Origin of the sequence: Pollutimonas subterranea, from assembly GCF_002849655.1 — a bacterium.
GTDB classification, from domain to species: domain Bacteria; phylum Pseudomonadota; class Gammaproteobacteria; order Burkholderiales; family Burkholderiaceae_B; genus Pollutimonas; species Pollutimonas subterranea.
Window position 1 is genome coordinate 339,982 of record NZ_PDNW01000002.1, and the last position, 15,189, is coordinate 355,170.

Annotated in this window: 19 protein-coding genes; 7 read left to right on the forward strand and 12 right to left on the reverse strand. The window is 58.3% G+C overall.

What is annotated here, in order from left to right; all coding sequences use genetic code 11:
- Positions 1-13: 13 nt before the first annotated feature.
- Positions 14-673 (reverse strand): response regulator transcription factor, encoded by a 660-nt coding sequence (locus CR159_RS03980; RefSeq protein ID WP_102072702.1) that lies wholly within the window; start codon positions 671-673, stop codon positions 14-16.
- Positions 673-1,014, reverse strand: a complete 342-nt coding sequence (locus tag CR159_RS03985; RefSeq protein WP_102072703.1) for a PepSY domain-containing protein — start codon at positions 1,012-1,014, stop codon at positions 673-675. Before CR159_RS03985 ends, CR159_RS03980 begins: the two co-directional genes overlap by 1 nt.
- Before the next feature lie 210 nt (positions 1,015-1,224).
- Here CR159_RS03985 and CR159_RS03990 point away from each other — a divergent pair, with 210 nt between their 5' ends.
- Both CR159_RS03990 and CR159_RS03995 read left to right on the forward strand, forming a co-directional pair.
- Complete coding sequence (locus tag CR159_RS03990; protein WP_102072704.1) at positions 1,225-1,545, forward strand: PepSY domain-containing protein; 321 nt, start codon at positions 1,225-1,227, stop codon at positions 1,543-1,545.
- Positions 1,546-1,602: 57 nt separating this feature from the next.
- A complete protein-coding gene (locus CR159_RS03995; RefSeq protein WP_102072705.1) occupies positions 1,603-2,925 on the forward strand; it encodes a ferredoxin reductase family protein in 1,323 nt (440 codons plus the stop codon).
- A 31-nt stretch (positions 2,926-2,956) separates the two neighbouring features.
- Here the strand turns inward: CR159_RS03995 and CR159_RS04000 are convergent, their stop codons facing one another.
- The 5 genes from CR159_RS04000 to CR159_RS04020 are packed head-to-tail and all read right to left on the reverse strand — an operon-like array spanning position 2,957 to position 7,538.
- Positions 2,957-4,606: an acyl-CoA synthetase gene (locus CR159_RS04000; RefSeq protein WP_102072706.1), complete on the reverse strand. Its 1,650-nt coding sequence runs from the start codon at positions 4,604-4,606 to the stop codon at positions 2,957-2,959.
- A 54-nt stretch (positions 4,607-4,660) separates the two neighbouring features.
- Complete coding sequence (locus CR159_RS04005) at positions 4,661-5,329, reverse strand: glutathione S-transferase family protein (RefSeq protein ID WP_102072707.1); 669 nt, start codon at positions 5,327-5,329, stop codon at positions 4,661-4,663.
- The gene (locus tag CR159_RS04010) at positions 5,326-6,129 is read right to left on the reverse strand and encodes an enoyl-CoA hydratase/isomerase family protein (RefSeq protein ID WP_102072708.1); all 804 of its coding nucleotides are present in this window, start codon (positions 6,127-6,129) and stop codon (positions 5,326-5,328) included. Before CR159_RS04010 ends, CR159_RS04005 begins: the two co-directional genes overlap by 4 nt.
- A 13-nt stretch (positions 6,130-6,142) precedes the next feature.
- On the reverse strand, positions 6,143-6,757 hold the full coding sequence (locus CR159_RS04015) for an LON peptidase substrate-binding domain-containing protein (protein ID WP_102072709.1): 615 nt from the start codon (positions 6,755-6,757) through the stop codon (positions 6,143-6,145).
- A 7-nt stretch (positions 6,758-6,764) separates the two neighbouring features.
- Positions 6,765-7,538, reverse strand: a complete 774-nt coding sequence (locus tag CR159_RS04020; protein WP_102072710.1) for a 5'-methylthioadenosine/adenosylhomocysteine nucleosidase — start codon at positions 7,536-7,538, stop codon at positions 6,765-6,767.
- A gap of 97 nt (positions 7,539-7,635) precedes the next feature.
- Here CR159_RS04020 and CR159_RS04025 point away from each other — a divergent pair, with 97 nt between their 5' ends.
- Positions 7,636-8,127 carry a CreA family protein gene (locus CR159_RS04025; protein ID WP_102072711.1) on the forward strand — a complete coding sequence of 164 codons (492 nt, stop codon included), beginning with the start codon at positions 7,636-7,638 and terminating at the stop codon, positions 8,125-8,127.
- A 9-nt stretch (positions 8,128-8,136) separates the two neighbouring features.
- On the opposite strand, the gene CR159_RS04030 is transcribed toward CR159_RS04025, so the two are convergent.
- Entirely contained in the window at positions 8,137-8,862 is a 726-nt protein-coding gene (locus tag CR159_RS04030) for a spermine/spermidine synthase domain-containing protein (protein ID WP_102072712.1), read from the reverse strand.
- Between the two features lie 138 nt (positions 8,863-9,000).
- On the opposite strand from CR159_RS04030, the gene CR159_RS04035 reads away from it, so the two are divergent.
- The 4 genes from CR159_RS04035 (at position 9,001) to rssA (ending at position 11,836) form a co-directional block, all read left to right on the forward strand.
- Entirely contained in the window at positions 9,001-9,894 is an 894-nt protein-coding gene (locus CR159_RS04035) for an alpha/beta hydrolase (protein ID WP_102072713.1), read from the forward strand.
- A gap of 97 nt (positions 9,895-9,991) precedes the next feature.
- The gene (locus CR159_RS04040) at positions 9,992-10,417 is read left to right on the forward strand and encodes an AMP-binding protein (RefSeq protein WP_102072714.1); all 426 of its coding nucleotides are present in this window, start codon (positions 9,992-9,994) and stop codon (positions 10,415-10,417) included.
- A gap of 57 nt (positions 10,418-10,474) precedes the next feature.
- Positions 10,475-10,885, forward strand: a complete 411-nt coding sequence (locus CR159_RS04045; RefSeq protein WP_102072715.1) for a DoxX family protein — start codon at positions 10,475-10,477, stop codon at positions 10,883-10,885.
- Between the two features lie 36 nt (positions 10,886-10,921).
- Complete coding sequence (rssA, locus tag CR159_RS04050; RefSeq protein ID WP_102072716.1) at positions 10,922-11,836, forward strand: patatin-like phospholipase RssA; 915 nt, start codon at positions 10,922-10,924, stop codon at positions 11,834-11,836.
- Positions 11,837-11,891: 55 nt separating this feature from the next.
- Here rssA and CR159_RS04055 read toward each other — a convergent pair whose 3' ends face one another.
- From CR159_RS04055 to pstA, 4 genes are read right to left on the reverse strand one after another with little or no spacing between them, the layout of a single operon-like run.
- The gene (locus CR159_RS04055; RefSeq protein WP_102072717.1) at positions 11,892-12,128 is read right to left on the reverse strand and encodes a hypothetical protein; all 237 of its coding nucleotides are present in this window, start codon (positions 12,126-12,128) and stop codon (positions 11,892-11,894) included.
- Positions 12,125-13,456, reverse strand: a complete 1,332-nt coding sequence (locus CR159_RS04060; RefSeq protein WP_102072718.1) for a S8 family peptidase — start codon at positions 13,454-13,456, stop codon at positions 12,125-12,127. The genes CR159_RS04055 and CR159_RS04060 overlap by 4 nt, the downstream gene beginning before the upstream one ends.
- Positions 13,457-13,502: 46 nt before the next feature.
- The gene (gene pstB, locus CR159_RS04065; RefSeq protein WP_102072719.1) at positions 13,503-14,282 is read right to left on the reverse strand and encodes a phosphate ABC transporter ATP-binding protein PstB; all 780 of its coding nucleotides are present in this window, start codon (positions 14,280-14,282) and stop codon (positions 13,503-13,505) included.
- 39 nt (positions 14,283-14,321) lie between these two features.
- A complete protein-coding gene (gene pstA, locus CR159_RS04070; protein ID WP_102072720.1) occupies positions 14,322-15,182 on the reverse strand; it encodes a phosphate ABC transporter permease PstA in 861 nt (286 codons plus the stop codon).
- Positions 15,183-15,189: the final 7 nt, after the last annotated feature.

Here is a 15,189-nt window from a genome sequence, read left to right on the forward strand (position 1 = left end):
TGCCGTTTTTTCATCACGGGCTGACTAACCGGTATCCCAGGCCGCGCACCGTTACGATAAGTCCTTCAGGCAGTTTTTTTCGCAAACGGGCAATGAACACTTCGATGGTATTGGAATCGCGGTCGAAATCCTGGGCGTAAATATGTTCAGTAAGCGTGGCCCGGGAAATAACACTGTTTTGATGGTGCATCAGGTAAGCAAGCACCCGGAATTCGTGGCTGGTTAGGGCCAGTGCCCGCCCATTGACTGTAACCCGCGCATTCCGCGTGTCCAGCACAACACTGCCGCAACGCAGGTCAGGGCTGGCATGCCCCGCCGCCCTGCGCAACAAAGCCCGCAAGCGGGCCAACAATTCTTCCATATGAAAAGGCTTGGTCAGATAGTCGTCAGCACCGGCGTCGATGCCGGCAACCTTTTCATGCCAGTTATCCCGTGCCGTAAGAATCAGCACCGGCATCGAACGCCCCGCATTACGCCATTTCCGCAAAACAGTAATGCCGTCCATCAATGGCAAACCCAAGTCCAGCACTACGGCATCGAAGGATTCGGCCTCGCCCAGGTAATGACCGTCCTGGCCGTTAGCCGCGATATCGACCGCGTAGCCGGAGCCTGTTAGCGCCTCGGCCACTTGCTGGGCTAGCGTCGGCTCATCTTCCACAACCAGAATATGCATCAGTCCCTGCCTTTATGCTTGGAATCAGGCTCTTTGATTTTGAGTACGATCCCGTCGCGGGCGTCGATTTCTATCTTGATCAGTTTGCCGCCGCTTTGCAGCACCTTGATTTCATATATCCAGATTCCATCATCTCGCTCGAACTCGATCTTGACGATCTGGCCGGGGTAATCGCGTTCGACCAGGTCCATGACGGTACGCAAGGAAAGAATTTCCCCTGCCTCAAGTGCGCGCCTGGCCTGTTCGTGATCGCTTTCACCGCCAAAACTGGTACCAACCGGCAACAAACTTGCGCCGAGCGCTCCCGTAAACAAGACTGCCGCCAAAAGCTTATTCAACATGTGCTGCTCCAGTGTACCGGCCTTTCAAACCAGAATAGTTGGACATCTGCCGCGCCTGAAAAGCAAATAACACGCGCGCGACGCAACGTTTATAGCTTAATGAAGATGAACCGCAGATGAACAAACTCTTCAGATAAGGTTCATGGGGCAAAGCACACAATGGCAGCACGGTCGACAACACGGCCGCCTTTCTACCTAACGGAGATCACCATGTTTGCAACAAAATCTTTATCCACCCTTGCCATTTGCACCGGAATGCTGGTCACCGGCGCCAGCCTTTCCCCCGCCTTTGCTCAAACCGCCAACATTGCGGCCGTGGCACAAACCGCCTCTGCCGCCCCCGCGCTGAACATCAAGCAGGTCTACGACAAGCTGGAAGCCGCAGGCTACACCGACATCACCGAAATCGAACGCGACCGCGATGTCTATGAAGCCAAAGCGCGCAACAAAGAGGGCCAGCGAACCAAGATAGACATGCATCCGGTCACCGGCGACATCGTCAAAACCGAACTCAAAAGCAAGGACCGTTAATTCAAATAAACCGGCCAGCACTTAGCTCCTGTTTTCAACCTTTAGAACAACCGACTCATGAAAACATTAATTGCCAGTTTTCTTACCGCTATCGCCCTGACCTGGGGTTGGGACACGTATTATGTCAACGCCCCACTACAGGGAGAGTGGTTATGGCTGGCGCGCCAGCAAGGACTATTTTTGAGTGGGCTCTGGTCTATCGCCTTGATGTCAGTGGTGATGGTGCTTGCCGTGCGCCCAGCCTGGCTGGAAAAGCCGCTGGGCGGCATGGATCGCATGTATCGGCTGCACAAATGGGCCGGCATCCTGGCCATCAGCTTTGCCGCCACGCATTGGCTGCTGGATATGTCCAGCGACCTGCTCAAATCCTGGATAGGCAAAGCGGGACGTCCCCCAAAATTTGATCTTGGAGCCCTGGCCGAGGCTACCCGCCCGCTCGCCAAGGACTTGGGTGAATGGATCATTTACGCGCTGATAGCCATGCTGATCATTACGCTGTGGAAGCGGTTTCCATACAAATTCTGGCGCTACGTGCATCGCGTCATGCCGGTTGCCTACCTGGGCCTGGTCTTTCATACGGCGGTTCTGGCTCCACCCTGGTACTGGACCCAGCCTATAGGCATGCTGCTGGCAATATGCCTGGCTGCCGGCACGGTTGCCAGCGTAATGACCTTGACAGGCCATATCGGTAAAAGCCGGAAGACCCATGGCAGTGTCGTGTCGGTTGCCACGCCATCTGACACAGTTACCGAAGTCAACTGCAATCTGGGCTCGAAATGGCCGGGACATCGGGCCGGGCAATTTGCCTTTGTTACCTTCAACCGAGCAGAAGGTGCCCATCCCTATACCATAGCCAGCGCGGACCGCCACGATGGCACAGTAGCCTTTCAGATCAAGGCGCTGGGCGATCACACCTCAGGGCTGGCCGAGACGCTTACAGTGGGTCAGGCGGTTACGGTGGAAGGACCGTATGGATGTTTTGACTTCACACGCAGCGACCCGGGAGCCAGGCAGATCTGGATTGCCGGGGGCATAGGCATTACTCCGTTTCTATCATGGTTGGAATCACTGCAAGATAATGCTGCACAACAAACCAGCGCTGACTTGCACTATTTTGTGAGCGATGCGGGCGTGGACCCCTTCATTAAACGCCTGGAGTTCTTGTGCGCAAACCTATCCGGCGTAAGGCTGTACATCCATAGCACTGGCCGCAGCAGCGTCGTCGCGAACGATAGATTGTTTAACGAAATAGTACCCGGGGCCCGTTCGGAAGTATGGTTTTGTGGGCCAAACGGATTGGCCAACAAGCTGCAGAAACGTTTTAAAAGCGAATGGCAAGGAAGGTATACCTTCCACCAGGAAGCCTTTGAAATGCGATGAGGGCGCGCGCAGACCCTTTTTGTCCGGCGGACTACGTCTTGTCCTGCGACGCTCGCCACTGCGCCACGGTATCGCGCAATTCGCGCCTGATCACCTTGCCCGTCGTCGTCATGGGCAATTCATCGACGAAAAAAATCTCGCGTGGATACTCATGCGCGGCCAGCCGAACTTTCACGTGTTCCTGGATTTCCCGCTTTAGGGCTTCGCCAGGCTGATGGGTTTCATGCAGCACCACCACGGCGACGACAATCTCGGTTCGCTGAGCGTCCGGTGCACCGACGACAGCCGCCATCTTGACGGCGGGGTGCTGAAGAATACTGTCTTCGATCTCGCCCGGCCCGATACGGTATCCCGCCGAAGTGATGACGTCATCGTTGCGACCCACGAAAGATATATAGCCGTCGTCATCCATCGTTCCCACATCGCCGGTAAGCAGCCAGTCGCCGATGAACTTTTCGCCAGTCGCCCGGAGATTGTTCCAGTACTGGAGAAACATGACCGGATCCGGCCGCAAAACCGCTATATTGCCGCTCATTCCCGGCTGGACCACGGCGCCTTGTTCGTCAACGATGGCAACACGATGCCCGGGCACCGGACGCCCTATCGCGCCCGCACGGGTGGGCATGAGATCGGCACATGACGAAACCGTCATATTGCATTCCGTCTGGCCGTAGAACTCGTTGATGGTCAGCCCAAAGGTACGCCGCCCCCAATCCAGCAATTCGGAGCCCAGCGTTTCGCCGCCGCTTGCCACTGACCTTACCCGGTAGTTCCAGCGTTGCTCGGGGCTGGCAACGGCGCGCATCATCTTCAGCGCCGTGGGTGGCAAGAAGGTATTGCGTATTTCGAAATCCTGCAGCAGCTGGAAAGCAGCTTCCGGAGTGAATTTCTGAAAGCGGTGTGCAACCACCGTGATACCGTGGTGCCACGCGGGAAGCAGCACATCGAACAGGCCGCCTATCCATGCCCAATCAGCCGGCGTCCACATCCGGTCCCCTTCCTGGGGAAACAGGTTATGGGACATCTCCACGCCGGGCAGATGCCCCAGCAGCACGCGATGGGCATGCAGCGCGCCCTTCGGCTGGCCGGTGGTTCCCGATGTATAGATGATGACGGCGGGGTCGTCCGCAGCCGTATCCACCGCGGTGAAGTCATTGCTTTGCTGCGCCATCTCGCGATGCAGGTCCCGTGCACCGGGCAATTCGCCATCGATGCTGTACACGGCTTGCAAGTCCGGCAGGCGCTCGCGAATGTCCGCCAACTTTGCCGCACCGTCGCGATTCGTAATGATCACCTTCGCTCCACTATCGGCAAGCCGATATTGCAGGGCTTCGGCACCAAACAGCGAAAACAGGGGAATTGCAATGCACCCCGACTTATAAATGGCAATGTGCGCCATGGCGGTTTCGGGCGCCTGAGGCAACAAGACCGCCACCCGGTCACCAGGCGCCACGCCCACGCTGCGCAGCAGATTGGCGAAGCGATTCGAGGCTTCGTGCAACTGGCCAAAGGTATGGTTGATGGCTTTCCCATCCGGCCCCACATAGATCAAGGCCAGCCTTCCAGGATCCTGCTCGGCCCACTTGGTGCACGCGTCTGCACCGATGTTATAGCGCGGCGGTATCGACCAATTGAACTGCTCGCATATATCATCGTAGTTTGCTGGTGCTGTTGGCAACATGGCCCTTCTCCGCGCTGAACTGATAGTGTGGTTGAATGAAATGCGGTCTTCCGCTTATGGGGTTGTCAACGGTGCATGCACCACGGACACCTTCTGGCCGATAGCCGCCTGATGTTGGGCTTCCAACGCTTTCCGATATCCATCGCGATTTTTCAGCCTTTGCCAGTATTCGCGAACTGCCGCCGGGAATTTCGATTCCATATCAAGGAATTCGGCAAGCATCAGGGCATAGCCTACCGAGATATCGGCAGCGGTAAACCGGCTGGCGCACAGGTAGTCTTGTCCGGACAGTACGGCATCAATGGCCCGCAGGCGCGCCAGGAACCAGCGCCGATAGTCCTCTTCCACCTGAGGATTACGGCGTTCCGGCGTCTCGAAACGTCCGTATCGAAGCACTATGGTCTGTGGAAAGGTAAGTGTCGCCTCGCCGAAATGCACCCAGTTCAGGTAGGCGCCGAAGCTGGCTTCGTCGGGCTTCACATCCATGGCAGCCGGCCCGTATCTGGCAGCGATATATTGGCACATCGCCGCCGATTCCGTCATGCGAACCTCGCCATCAAAGAGCGCGGGAACCGTGCCCAGGGGATTGACCTGCAGATACTCGCGGGCCGCATACCGGGGCGGGAAGGGAAGCATTTTCAGTTCATAGGGAATGCCGCATTCCTCCAGCATCCACAAGGGGCGGAACGACCTGGCGCTTACGCAGTGATACAAGAGAATCATGAGTCCGCCTTGGCGTTCAAGGCGACCCACTCGGGATCGCGCCTGTCCAGGAACGCGGACATCCCTTCTTTTGCTTCAGGCTGCGAACGCAGCGTCGCAATACGTTGCGCGGTGTCTTCCAGCACGGCATCGTCAACGCCTCGCTCGGCGACACCGCGAATCAGGTCTTTTGCTGCGCTTTGTGCCATGGGTCCGCCCAGCAGCAAGGCGACCACGATCTCTTGCACCTTGGTATCGAGATGCTCTGGTGCCACGACTTCATGCACCAGTCCCAACTGGACAGCCCGTTCGGCGGATATGCGCTCTGCCGTCTGGAAATAACGGTAGGCCTGGCGCTGTCCGATCGCGCGTATGACGTATGGACTAATCGCGGCAGGGATAAGACCGAGGCGAACCTCAGATGTTGCAAAACTGGCCGCCGTCGATGCAATGCCGATATCGCATGCCGAAACCAGGCCCATGCCTCCCCCCAACGCCGCACCGTGCACCCGCGCAATGGTCGGCTTGGAGACCTCCGAAAGCGTACGCAACATGGCCGCCAGCCTGCGCGCATCGTCCTGGTTGGTCGCCGCATCCGCTACGGCAGTTTCCCGCATCCAGTTCAGGTCGCCCCCCGCGGAAAAACTTTTGCCCCGGCCGGCCAGCACAATGACCCGCACGGAAGCATCGGCATCCAGCGCCTTGCAGGCGGCGGTGAGTTCCCTAATAAAGTCAGCATTGAACGCATTATGCACGGCTGGACGATTCATCCAGACCGTTGCGACCGCAGCGTTGATTTCAATATCCAGGGTTTCGTACATACGCTCCTCTTCATCAAGACATCAGGCCGCGGTCCATCATGAATTTGTGAACACATTCCAGCCGCCATACGGGATCCTGCAAGGCAAGCAATCGTAGCTTCTCTTCGGTCCCCAGTGGTAATAATTCGCACCATCGATCCGCGACCCAGGCACTTTCATCGAGGCGGAACGGTGGCGCAAACGGCATTTCAGCGACGGGCACCCTATCCTTTTGAAGCTGCGCAATGAGTTTGCCCAAGGCGTCGGCGCTGCGCTGGAGTGACGCGGGGACGGGCACCAGCGGGTCATCAGCCAGCGGCAGGGTGTTTCCCATCCATAAGCCGTACTTCGCTTTTGCACTGGACAGCAGATGAAAACGCGAAGTTCCTACACATCGCAAGTGCAATAAGGCCGGCATGGGTGAACTCCATTCCTCGATGCGTGCCATGGTCCCGACCGTTGCCAATTCCTCACCGCCTTCGGGCCTGCGGACTTCACTGCCACTGATCAAGGTGACGACGCCGAATTCCGTGCCGTCGGCGATGCATTTCTTGATCATGTCCAGGTAACGCACTTCGAAGATACGTAGTGTCAAGGCTCCCGCCGGGAACAGTGTGGTGCTTAGGGGGAACAAGGGTATAGCGTTCATGGATGACTTATCGACCTTGACTGGAGTAATTCATGAGAAAACGCCTCAGGATCCCCGCCGAATAAAAACGGGCCACCTGGGCCAGGAAGGTATTGAAATCGATGTCGGCCGTGCTGTCGGCCCGGTCGGATATCGTCCTTAATACGCCGCAGGGCACGCCATATTCGTAGCATATCTGGGCGACTGCGGCGCCCTCCATTTCCACGCAGAGGGCATCCGGCAAGGCGCTGCGCAACAATCCGACCGCGGAAGTATCGCAGACGAAGCAATCGCCGCTGATGATGGTGCCGCTATGCACTTTCGGATCCGCGACGCCAAACGCGTCACGCGTCGCCGACACTATTTCTTCTGCATAGTCGGAACCAAGGTAGTCGTTTGCACACTGGGCCAGCAAGGTAGCCAATTGCGCATCGGCATCAAAATAGCTTCGGCCCAGCAAAGGCACCTCGTAGCGGGGAAACAAAGGCCTGGCATCGAGGTCGTGCTGCAGCAGCGTCTGCGCCACCACAACATCACCGACCCTGACATGGTCCGCAACCGCGCCCGCCAGGCCCGTAAAGACGACAACGGTGACGCCGAATTCGCGTATCAGCGTCACGGCGGTTGCCGCGGCGGCGACCTTGCCAATACGAGCCAGGACAAGTACGCAACGGCGCCCCGACAGCTGCCCTTCGTGATAAACGCGCTGGCCGATACGGCGCGTGACGACATCAGGTCCCATTGCCGTCAGCAATGTGGCGATTTCTTCCTGCAACGCCGCAAGGATTCCAATGGTGCTCATTTACCGTATTCCCGGGTCAACTCATGCATGATGTATTTAACCACGGCGGATATGGCGGCTCTCAGGCTAAAATTCGTTCTTTGCCCTGGGTGCCGCCATGAAACATCTTTTTGCCTTCATCGTCCTGGCCGCCGCCAGCATCCTGGGCAACACGGCTCACGCCGCGGAAGTCGGCTGCGTCAGCACCACCTGGCGCGTGCTGAACAACGACAAGGTCTGCATACAGTCATTCAAGGATCCCGATGTCGACGGCGTGGTCTGCCATGTTTCCTACGCGCAAACCGGCGGCATATCCGGTGCCCTGGGCTTTGCGGAAGACCCGTCCCGCTTTTCCATCGCGTGTCGCCAAGTAGGTCCCATCGTGGGAAAGAAGATCGTGCTTCAGAAGGAAGAAAATGTCTTCACCCAACGCATGAGCTTCCTGTTCAAAGGCTTGAATGTATCGCGGCTGATAGACCAGGAAAACAACTCCCTGGTTTACCTGGTCGTCAGCGAAAAGGTGATCGACGGATCCCCGTTCAACAGCATTTCGTCAGTCCCGCTCATGCCCTGGAACGACCAGGCACCCAAGCTCGACGTGAAACAGTGACCACGTTTGTCAAGCGTCCTGCATCCAGCTTTGCAGGCCGTCTACCCACGTTTCGGCCGACAAGCCCAGCGCGGTGTGAATCGAACGTGCCTGCTTGTACAGATCGCTGAAGTCGATGGACGGTGCTGTCTTGAAGCCGATGGCAACGACATTGCCGTCGTGCACTTCGGGCAGCCAGGCGACAGCGCCGAAACCGGCGTCAATGGCCTGCAGATTCTTGCCATGATCGGGCGCGTCGCAAAACAGGTTCACCGTCATGATGCCATGGGGCGCAAGACAGTCGGCACATGCCTGGTAAAAGTCCTGCGACTCGTACACCGGGCCGTGCGCCTGGGCGTCATACAAATCCACTTGCAACACATCCACCGTTCCATGATTTCGAACATCCTGGACAAACGCCATGGCGTCCATCTCGAGCACACTCAGCCGACTATCGTTGGACGGTAAACAAAAGCTTGAACGACAGGCCGCGATGACTGCGCCGTCGAGCTCGACGGCCGTCACTTTCGTCCCGGCGAAATGGCGGTGGCAGAATTTAGTCAGAGCGGCCGCGCCCAGGCCCAACTGAACGATGTGACGCGGTGCCGGATTGAACAGCGTCCACATCATCATCTGCTGCACATACTCAAGGTCAATGGCATAGGGATCTGCGACTTTCATCGAACCCTGCACCCACTGGGTGCCGAACCGGAGAAACCTTACGCCGTCTTCTTCTGTAATTGTTATGCTGTTCATGCCTGGTCACGGCCATTGCTGAATACTCCGATTGCCATCTTCCGATCCTGTTTAAAAAAATCCCCTGCGCCGCGCGTACGGAACTTAACGCCGGCCTTGCGTATCCTATTATCTCGTACCTTCTTCTTGCCCGAGACCATGTCCACCCGATTGCGCCCCCTTCTGATTGTCATCATCTGTGCCCTGATCGCCGGGGCCAGTGGCTATGTGGCGCTCGACCGATGGCAACGCGCAACCATATTTTCAGTAGAGCTCGGCGAAAGCCGTTGGTGGCGCGAACCTGCGCCCGGGACAGAAATCTTTGACATCAAACTGGCCGGCAACGGTACGGTCCGCGCCTGGTACCTCGCGCATACCGATCCCAAGGCACCCACCGTGCTTTACCTTCATGGCTCCCGCTGGAATCTCAACGGCAGTGTGTTTCGTATCGAGCGCTGGCGGGAAATGGGGTTCTCGGTGCTTGCCATCGACTACCGCGGATTCGGCGACTCCAGTCCCCTGCTGCCCTCGCAGGCCAGCGCTACGGAAGATGCCGTTGCCGCACTGCAAGAGCTGGAACGTCGCCAGCCGCATCCATCGCGCCGGTACGTCTACGGGCATAGCCTTGGCGGTGCGATCGCCGTCGCGGTAGCAGCCCGCACGGCGCAGCCCGAATTCGCGGGACTCATCCTGGAATCCACCTTCACCAACATCCAGGACATGATTCCCACCACCGGCTATTCGGCCATACCCGGCCTGAACCTGCTGATAACGCAGCCGTTCGATTCCGTCGCGTCGATAAAACAGGTGCGCAGCCCCATCCTGTTCCTGCACGGCACGAACGACCGGATCGTGCCCCACACCATGAGCGACCTTTTGTTTACCGCGGCCCAGGGCCGTAGCAATACCGTGCAACAACTGGTCAAGATAGAAGGCGCCTCGCACTCGGGTGCGAGCCGCAGTGGCTTGGCCTACGAAGAAGCCATAAAGGACTTCGTCGGCCTGACTTCTTCGCCATCACATCCTGCGGCGATATACCAAGCCCGCCACTGAGGCAGCGCGCCCGCCAGGCCACCGCTGTATTGAGACCACCCGAAACAGTTACCAAAAGCTATACTCGACGCATATTATCTTTTCAAAGGCCGTCGGCATGCAGCTTACAATGGATTTTCTGGAAAACATGGCACTACAACATGGCGACGACGTTGCCATCGCAGATGCAAGCACTCAGGTCAGCTATTCAGAACTCGTCACCGCCGTCAACGCACTGGCGGTTGCACTGCAGTCCAAAGACCCTGTACCCGGGTCACGCGTGGGGCTATGCGCGGCCAACTCGATGGAATATATCGTAAGCATGCTGGCGATACTGGCGGCGGGAAAGATTCTGGTACCCATGAACTGCCAAGGCACATCCGAACAGATGCTGCAGATCCTCATGGATACACACCCCAGCACCGTGCTGGTCGACGACATCGGCGATGCCCTCGTCAAAAGCGACGATGACCTGAAGATTCCGTTCTCGCAGTTTCCCGGCCTGGTCCTGACCTATCGCGACCAGAAGCCGGCGACTACATAGTAGTACCGGGATCCCCCACCGCTACCGCGTTCATCGTCACCACCACGGAATCCGAACATGTCCACTGCCTCTCAGGAAGACCTCGCCAAACTCATACTGCGACTCACCATCGGCATACTCATACTGCTGCATGGCATTGCCAAAATGATCAACGGCGTAGGCCCCATCGAAGGCATGATGGTCGCGCGCGGCCTGCCCGCCTTTTTTGCATGGGCCGCCTATATTGGCGAGGTCATTGCCCCGCTGCTATTGATATTCGGCCTGTATACGCGCCTAGGCGCCTTATTGATTGCGGTAAACATGGTCGTAGCGATTGCACTGGCGCATAGCGGCCAACTCATGCAGCTGGGTGGCAACGGCGGCTGGCGGCTCGAGCTCCAGGGCCTTTTCCTGTTCGGCAGCATCGCCGTTGCCCTGCTAGGCGCCGGACGTTTCAGCATTGGCGGCCGCGGTGGAAGCTGGAACTAGCTCTCTTTCTTACTGGGCGGCCTACCGGGAACGACCATGCATGAGCCCTTGCGCAAGCCCCGCATAGGTTTGGCCCTGGGCAGCGGCTCGGCCCGTGGCTGGGCCCATATCGGGGTCATTCATGCACTGGCCAGGGTCGGCATTCGCCCCGATATCGTTTGCGGCACGTCGATTGGAGCCTTGGTGGGCGCCGCCTACGCCGTCGGAGAACTCGATCGGTTCGAACAATGGGTGATAGGCCTGGGCATCAAGGACGTCGTCGCCTTCATGGATTTTCGCCTGAACGGCGGCATGCTGAAAGGCGAGCGCCTGATGGACTTCTTCCGCCGCAACTTCATTGACTATCCCATTGAAGACTTGAACCTGCCGTTTGGCGCTGTCGCAACAGCGCTGCATACCGGCAACGAGGTCTGGCTGCGCAACGGCTCCTCCATTGACGCCGTCCGCGCTTCACTGGCCTTGCCGGGCTTGTTCTCGCCGGTGTGGCACGATGGGCAACTGCTCGTCGACGGGGGGCTGGTCAACCCGGTTCCAGTGTCGCTGGCCCGCGCCATGGGGGCCGAAATCGTTATTGCCGTCGATCTGAATTCCGATATCCTGGGCCGCCATACGAACCGGACTACGGCGCCTGTACCGGCGACCACAGGCACCGTTGGCTCCGAATGGATGCGCAAGCTACAGATGAATCTGAGCTCCTTCCTGCCGGAATCCGTTCCGCCCGAGCAGCGTCTTCCGTCCATGCTGGACGTCGTGGCCGCCAGCCTCAATATCATGCAGGTACGCATCACACGCAGCCGCATGGCCGGCGAGCCGGCAGACATCGTCATTTCACCCCGACTGGCGCACCTGGGATTGCTCGACTTTCACCGGGCGAAAGTGGCGATCGACGAAGGCCGCCGGGCCGCCGAAGCCGGTATCCCGGGCCTTGAGGAGCTGGGATTGATAGCGTGAAAAAATCACGCGCGAGGTGCGCTGAACGAGACTTGAATCCAGCATTTCGGCCTGGTCAATCCTCGGAGGTGTCACCCAACAAGCCGACGTCGCGCGATGCCTCGACGTGGCGCACGCCCTGGATATGGCCCAGTGTATCTATTCGCGTAGCGTCCACCGTGCCGTAGATGACGCCTATCGATGTCATTTGACGCTGCACAGCCATGCCGACGTCTGCGCAGCGGTCGACGACTTCCGCGAATTGTCCTAGAAAAGCGTCGTCCACCAGGACGGTTACCAGGATTCGGGTCACGGTATACGCTCCTTCATGCCAGGTGCCTGGACCAGGCCTGCCCCGACATCGCGGGATGGCTGCGTCAGGCGCCTTGCTGTCTGAACCAGGATATTGAGCAGCGCGCGGCTGCGTAAGCCGGGATCGGCCTGGGCGTGCAGGGCCGCAATCCCGGCAACGAAAGGGGTCGCCATGCTGGTGCCGCTTATGGTGTTATGCAGTTGTGGTGCAGGCCATGACGATAAAACACCAACCCCTGGGGCCGCGATGTCGACCTGTCCACCGTCCGGCACCAGTCCTCCGCATGAGAACGGAGCGATCTGCAACACCTGGTCAATGGCGCCCACCGCGAAAATCGATGGGCAATTTGCCGGATGAGACACCGGCGCGATCAGCTCCGGGCGCCGACTGTCGTTGCCGGCGGCCGCAATAATGACGGTCCCCGCGGCCAATGCGCGTCGAGCCACCTCTTCGAATACTTTGGAATAACTCTCCTCCTGCTCGAGCGAGCTGCCCAGCGACATGGATATGATCTGGCATCCCTGCTCGATGGCCCAGTTGATTCCCTCGAGCACACCGCCGTCTGCACCGCCGCCCTGGTCGCCAAGAACCTTCCCGATATATAGTTCCACATTGCCCGCCACACCGTAACGTGGCCCGCTGGCGGGCTGTGATGGTCCGGCGGCAATGCCCGCGCAGTGCGTACCGTGTCCGTTACCATCCTGAACCGGCTCGCCATCCACGAAGGAACGCGACACAATCTGACGACCTGCGAAATCAGGATGAGACAGGTCCAGCCCGGTATCCAGGACGGCCAGCTTTACGCCCTCTCCCGTATAGACAGAGGTGGCGGCGCGTGTCGCGTCCACGCCCCAGGAATAAGATGTTTCGTCCGGCGGCACGGAAGGCTCGCGAGTGATGGCCGGCTGTCCCTGGCGAGCCAGCGTGCGGTCCACGAGCTCATTCACCGCGTCGCGATATCCATTCAGGTAACTGGTCAGCGAATCCGAGTCGTTCGAAGAGAAAGCCGGAATACCAATATCCCTGGGCCCGGCAATAGCCCTGACCTGCCTTTCGGGCTCTATGGCAAGAATTGCCGGATTATGTTCCTGTGCCGCCATGTTCAGCAAGCGGCGCTTGCCGTCGCTGCAACGGAGCAGCGCCACGCCAATTCGATCGAACACAATGGCGCACTGGTCGGCCAGTTGGGTACGAGACAGCTCGTCGGCCGTTGCGGCGGCAGTACTGGCCACCTCGCCGCCCGTCAGTGCTTTCAGGGCGTTGACGGCATCCAGCTTCCGATCCTGGCACAACAAGACCAGGTAGCGGTTGGTCGGGGTCGGGTCCATAGTGAAACTCCTGGATAGACCAGCCAAGAGTACTACATTTGCTGCCCTAGCCGAATCGGCCGGTTATGTAGTCTTCGGTTTCCTTGCGGCCCGGCTTGACGAAAATCTGGTCGGTCTCGCCAAACTCCATCAGTTCACCCAGGTACATATAGGCCGTGTAGTCCGAGCAACGGGCGGCCTGCTGCATATTATGGGTCACGATGACGACGGTGTAATCGGACTTGAGTTCGGCGATGAGCTCTTCGATCTTGGCCGTGGAGATCGGATCAAGCGCCGAGCATGGCTCGTCTAGCAGAAGAATTTCTGGCTTGATGGCCACGCCGCGGGCAATGCACAAACGCTGCTGCTGTCCGCCCGACAGGCTGTTGCCACTTTGGTTCAGCTTGTCTTTGACCTCGGTCCACAAAGCCGCCTTGGACAACGCCCATTCCACGCGCTCGTCCATTTCACCCTTGCTGAGCCGCTCGAACAAACGCACGCCGAACGCAATATTGTCGTAAATGCTCATGGGGAACGGCGTGGGCTTCTGGAAGACCATGCCAATCTTGGCGCGAAGCAAGGAAATATCGGTCTTGGACGACAACAGGTTTTCGCCATCAAGGTTGATCTCACCCTCGGCGCGCTGGCCCGGATAGAGTTCGAACATGCGGTTGAAGGTGCGCAATAGCGTGGACTTGCCGCAACCCGAAGGGCCAATAAAAGCCGTGACCTTGTTTTCTTTGATGGACAGGTTCACATCTTTGATCGCCTGGTATTTTCCGTAATAGAAGTTCAAGTTTTTGACTTCCAGCTTCGTGCGTTCAGGTGTCTGTATAGAGTGTGGCATAAGGATTTCCCGGTGGAAGCAAGGCTCCCAGCCATTTTGTCATTTACGGAAAAGGCTGCGCGCGGCAATATTGATGCCCAACACCAGCAAAGTGATCAGGACGGCACCCGCCCACGCCAGGCGATTCCAGTCCTCGAACGGACTGGCGGCATACTGGAAGATGACGACAGGAAGGTTGGCGATGGGCGCACTCATGTTCATGGACATGAACTGGTTGTTCAGCGCGGTAAACAGCAAAGGCGCGGTTTCGCCGGAGATACGGGCAATGGCAAGCAGGATACCTGTGATGATGCCCGAGCGCGCAGCCCGATAACAGATATTCATTATGATGCGCCACTGTGGGCACCCCAGTGCCGCGGCGGCCTCGCGCAGGCTGTTGGGAACCAGCAGCAACATATTGTCGGTGGCTCGCACGACAACCGGAATCACCAGTATGGAAAGGGCCAACGCACCTGCCCACCCTGAATAATGCCCTACCTGGGCCACATAGGTTGCGTAGATGAACAGGCCGATAACGATGGACGGCGCCGACAACAACACATCGTTAAGAAAGCGGGTAGCCGGAGCCAGCCAACCCCGCTGGCCATACTCGGCCAGATAGGTTCCGGCCAGTACGCCGATAGGCGTGCCGATAAGCGTGCCTACCGCTGCCATCATGACGCTGCCCAAAATAGCGTTGAGCAGACCGCCGTCTGCGCCTGGAGGCGGTGTCGCTTCAGTGAATAGCGTCAACGACAGCGCCGATCCGCCTTTGACGAACAAGGTAAGGATGATCCAGCAGAGCCAAAACAAGCCGAATATGACGGTAGCGGAAGACAAGCCCAGCATTATTCGATTGAAACGCTGTCGCTTCTTGTAGACCGGGTTGGACAGGGTGACGACGGAATCAGAAGTAAACATGGCTTAT